This is a genomic window from Faecalicoccus sp., from assembly GCF_036552745.1.
GTDB lineage: Bacteria > Bacillota_I > Bacilli_A > Erysipelotrichales > Erysipelotrichaceae > Faecalicoccus.
In genome coordinates this window covers 1-4,576 of sequence record NZ_JAXKBY010000195.1, presented here as the reverse complement: position 1 = coordinate 4,576, position 4,576 = coordinate 1, and the positions used below count along the sequence as shown (strand labels likewise).

Genomic DNA, 4,576 nt, shown 5'->3' with positions numbered 1-4,576 from the left:
GAAGTACTCTATTCATTACTTTTTTATCCGGCAGATTGCAACAGATGCTTTATTTGAGGTTTCTTTTTAATGCTGAATTATGGCTAAATCACCAAACTGTGGGTATAGCGTACCAAAAAAGACGAGTTCCCCCGTCTTTTAGTCCATTTTATTGAATTTTTTTCGGCGGCACATATCCGGTAATTTAAACAACGGAAACAAGAAAATCAAAATCGGATAGATTTCCAATCGTCCTACCAGCATGGCGAAACTTAATACTAATTTGGAAAAATCCGAATACATGGCAAAATTTCCCATCGGCCCTGCCAAACCGAAGGCCGGCCCAACATTACCGATACAGGTAAAGACCGAGCTGACTGTTGTCTCAAAATCCAGATTATCTAAAGAAACTAAGAAGATACAGGAAAACAAGATCAACATAAAGCAGCCAAAATAAGCCATGATCTGCGATACTACACTATCATCGACGACTTTGCCATCCATCGTGATCGCTTCCACCTTTTGCGGATGCACCAGTCGTTGAATATCCAAACGAATTTTTTTTAAGATGATCACAAAACGAGAGACTTTAATACCACCGGCCGTCGATCCGGCGCAGGCCCCCAATACCATCAGCAGCAACAAGATTCCCTTTGAGAACATAGGCCAGAGGTTGAAATCGGTCGTCGCATAACCAGTTGTCGAAATAATCGTAGCCACCTGAAAAGAAGCATAGCGTAAGCCTTCCAGAATGCCTCCATACATATGTGATATATTCAAGGTAATCAAAATGATACAGCTGAAAACTATAAATACATACATGCGTAATTCTTCATTTTTAAAAATCTGTTTGAAGTTTTTTAAAAACAGAAAATAGTACAAGTTAAAGTTTATGCCAAACAACAACATAAAAACCGTAATGACGACTTCAAAATAAACGCTGTTGTAAAGACCTAACCCTAAAGAAGAAATACTGAAGCCGCCGGTACCGGCTGTTCCAAATGTATAACAAAGGGTATCGAATAAAGGCATACCTCCTGCCAACAAAAACACGATACACAACAAGGTCAACCCCATATACATCACATATAAGATCATAGCGCTTTGTTGGATACGTGGCACCAGCTTACCAATTACAGGGCCGGGCGCTTCGGCACGCATGATGTGCATTGATCGATCATTCGATTTCGGGAAAAACGCTAAGATAAATACCAGAATTCCCATACCGCCGATCCAGTGCGTAAAGCTCCGCCAGAAAAGAATTCCTTTTGATAATTCTTCAACCGAAGGTACGATAGAAGAACCGGTTGTAGTAAACCCCGAAACTGCCTCAAAGAAGCAATCTACAAAGCTGGGAATCTCCTGTGATATAAAATAAGGAAGACAACCAAACAAACTGGCGGTAATCCAACAAAGACCTACGGCAATCATACCATCTCTTGCGAAATAATCTTTACGATCCAGATGAATCCGTGATAGGGCAAACCCAACCAAAAGACAACTCGCAATCGTGATCAAAAAGTCATAAACAACTTTTTCCTTATACAACAACGAACAAATCAGTGGCAATACCATCAACAATCCAAGACAGATCAATACATATCCGTTCATATTGGCAATCAAGCGCCAATTGACTTTCTTCATTTTTCGTTTAAGCCAATACATCGTTGATATCCCTCAATCCGGCAATCTTACTGATCAAGATCAATGTATCGCCAATTTCTACATACGAATCGCCCTGTGCAATTTGTGGTTTTCCTCTTCGTGTGATGTAAGCCACCAGCATTTCTTTCTTAAAGGTCAGATCTTTTAAAGGTACCCCGATAAACTTACAGTTCTTTCGCACTCTAAATTCCAGCACTTCTACTTGATCATCTACGATCTTGATCAAAGACTCGATATTGGAACCTACACTATTCTGCATAGCGCGGACATACTGACAAATTTGGTTGGCCGTAATATTTTTAGGTGTGATCGCATTTTCCAAACCAAGTTTCTCTAATAAAAAGCCCAGCGATACACGATTCACTTTCGGCAATACGTTTTGCACACCTAAGCTGGAAGCAAACATGGAAATAATGACATTTTCTTCATCGTTATCCGTTAAAGCGATAAAACCATCCATGTCCTCCAGATTTTCTGACCGTAAAAGCTCGTGATCCGTTCCATCGCCGTGAATAACTGTAATCGATGGAAATTTCTCGACCAGCTGCAGGCAGACATCTTTATTCATTTCCACAACTTTGACTTCAATGCCAAGATGCAGTAAAAGACGTATCAGATAGAAACTGATTCGTCCCCCACCGACGATCATGACTTCTTCAACCTTTTTATCTTTTAACAGCTTGATTTCTTTAAAGAATTGTTCCAGCTCACGCATAGAACCCGTCAATGAAACTTTATCATTTTCCTGAATGATCGTCTGTCCATCCGGTATGATGATCTGTGAACCTCTTTGTACGACACAGAACAAAACATTTGATTTATATCGAGAACTGATTTCCATCAGGTTTTTTCCAATCAACGGACTTCCTTCACGAATCTTGATTTCCGTCAGCTCTACTCGTCCTTTGGCAAAAGAGGTTGCCTTGATCGTACTGGAAAAGCGTAAAGAGCGAACAATCTCCAGGGCGGCTGCCATTTCCGGATTGATCTGCATCGACAAGCCCAGATCTTCTTTCATCATATTCAAACCTGCGACATACTCCGGATTTCGAATTCGTGCAATCGTATTTTTCGTTCCCAGCTTCTTTGCCAGCATACAACAGATGATGTTGATTTCATCCTGGCTGGTTACGGCAATCAACAACTCGCACTCTTTGACGCCGGCTTCCACCAAAACATCCACACTGGCACCGTTTCCCAAGACACCGATAATATCTAACCGATTAACTGTATCTTCTAATACCTTCTGTTTATTTTCGATGATCGTTACATCGTGTCCTTCCTGGTTCAACTGACAAGCTAGCGCAAAGCCAACTTTTCCGTCACCTACAATTGCAATTTTCATATCTATCTCCTTGCGAATCAAACAGTATATCCATTGTAGTCGCGTTCATAAAAGGAATCAAGATAAGACTGCGTAAAATTAAGGTTTTATAAAGAAATTGTTCATTATTCATAGACATATGAATATTATTCTTTAAATATCGGCTTTATGAAAAACTTTTCTTTATGTTTTCTTAATGATCAAGCTATAAATTGAAAAATAAATGTTTATAACTTACAGAATGTAAAATAACAACAACTGGCTTTTTTTGATGAAATTGATTACGATTAAAAAGAGGACTATTCATGAACTTTTTCAAAAAACTACAAAAACAATTTAATATGCCTCAAAGGAAAGATCTTCCTTCTTTTGCAGATGGAACAATTCTGCGTTATAAAATTCGCTTTGAGGGAATCGTGCAAGGTGTGGGATTTCGCTATGAAGTTTACCAGATTGCCACTCAATTAAAATTGACCGGATGGGTTCGAAATGAAATGGATGGAAGTGTACTTTGTGAAGTACAAGGCACAAAAGAAAAAATAGAGTACCTGATCAATCAGTTGTATCAAGTACCCCGTTTTCAAATTGATTCTGTATCAGAAAAAGAAATTCCACTTAAAAATGAATCATCCTTTCATATGGCTAACTGATCTTATAGACTTGCTTTTTGTTTATTATGAAATATCATGGTATAATCAGTAAGCAATTTATATTCTGTCCTCGTAGCATAACGGATAATGCAATCGCCTCCTAAGGGCTAGGTGGAACAAACGCCTTTTGATATGATAACTAGATAAAATTGAATAGATTTTTAAGAATGTCCCAGTACCTCAGCAGGATAGAGGGTTCGCCTCCTAAGCGAAACGTCGCAGGTTCGACTCCTGTCTGGGACGCCACAAACTCCGCTGAAAGCCTTATTTTACAAGGTTTTCAGCGTTTTCTTATTTATGGCTTTCTATTTACGCTGAATACGAATTGTTTTCAATCTGTCATTTTTTATTCGATATTTTTTTAAGACTTTTAAGGAAATAGGCTTGCTAACACTTTTTTATTTTTGAAGAAAAATCGCTGGTTTTTTTGGAATTTGCTAACACTTTTGAAATTCTATCTTTGAAGTGCCTGCTTTAAAAATTGCTCTTTCATTTCTGGCGATAAAGATTTAATCAACTCCAATAATGCCATATCACTATCTGTTACAGCGGTATCTTGCGTTGGATTGTTCGTATCATCATTAAGCGTAGAATAAAATTCTTTATCCATTTTTTGTGCATTGAAACGTCTGTCCTCGTCAATAATTTCTGAATAGACATCTGTAACCATTTCTGCTTCTGCATGACCAGTATCGCCTTGCACGGACTTAACATCTCCGTTTGTCATTTTGAGCTTGTAGCCCGTACTCAAATGACGTAGGCTGTGGAATACCACAACTTCATAATCGTTTTCTTCACAGAGCCTTTGAAACCTATCTCTAACAATACGGCTTTCTACGGGATTGCCATTATCTAACGCAATAACAAGGTTGTAATCATTGTAGGCACTTCCGAGAAATTCTTTTAACTCCTGCTGGTCTTTTTTATATTGCACCAATAGTTCTGCAACTGTTTTAGG

At 38.6% G+C, this 4,576-nt stretch carries 4 protein-coding genes and 1 tRNA gene; 2 read left to right on the top strand and 3 right to left on the bottom strand.

Translation table 11 applies throughout. From position 1 onward, the window contains the following. Window positions 1-138 precede the first annotated feature (138 nt). Window positions 139-1,623: a TrkH family potassium uptake protein gene (locus U0M88_RS09120; protein ID WP_181965557.1), complete on the bottom strand. Its 1,485-nt coding sequence runs from the start codon at window positions 1,621-1,623 to the stop codon at window positions 139-141. A gap of 7 nt (window positions 1,624-1,630) precedes the next feature. After that, entirely contained in the window at window positions 1,631-2,989 is a 1,359-nt protein-coding gene (trkA, locus tag U0M88_RS09115; protein WP_117445444.1) for a Trk system potassium transporter TrkA, read from the bottom strand. 284 nt (window positions 2,990-3,273) lie between these two features. Here trkA and U0M88_RS09110 point away from each other — a divergent pair, with 284 nt between their 5' ends. Beyond that, entirely contained in the window at window positions 3,274-3,618 is a 345-nt protein-coding gene (locus U0M88_RS09110) for an acylphosphatase (protein ID WP_331869605.1), read from the top strand. Window positions 3,619-3,787: 169 nt separating this feature from the next. Further along, window positions 3,788-3,864, top strand: a tRNA-Arg gene (locus U0M88_RS09105). 208 nt (window positions 3,865-4,072) lie between these two features. On the opposite strand, the gene U0M88_RS09100 is transcribed toward U0M88_RS09105, so the two are convergent. Beyond that, window positions 4,073-4,576 (bottom strand): tyrosine-type recombinase/integrase (locus U0M88_RS09100; protein ID WP_331869604.1); only part of this gene is annotated, 504 nt, incomplete at its 5' end.

Bases quoted from the DNA above. Each gene is read 5' to 3' on its own strand.
- U0M88_RS09120 (WP_181965557.1), bottom strand. From the start codon at position 1,623: ATGAAGAAAGTCAATTGGCGCTTGATTGCCAATATGAACGGATATGTA.
- U0M88_RS09110 (WP_331869605.1), top strand. From the start codon at position 3,274: ATGAACTTTTTCAAAAAACTACAAAAACAATTTAATATGCCTCAAAGG.
- trkA (WP_117445444.1), bottom strand. From the start codon at position 2,989: ATGAAAATTGCAATTGTAGGTGACGGAAAAGTTGGCTTTGCGCTAGCT.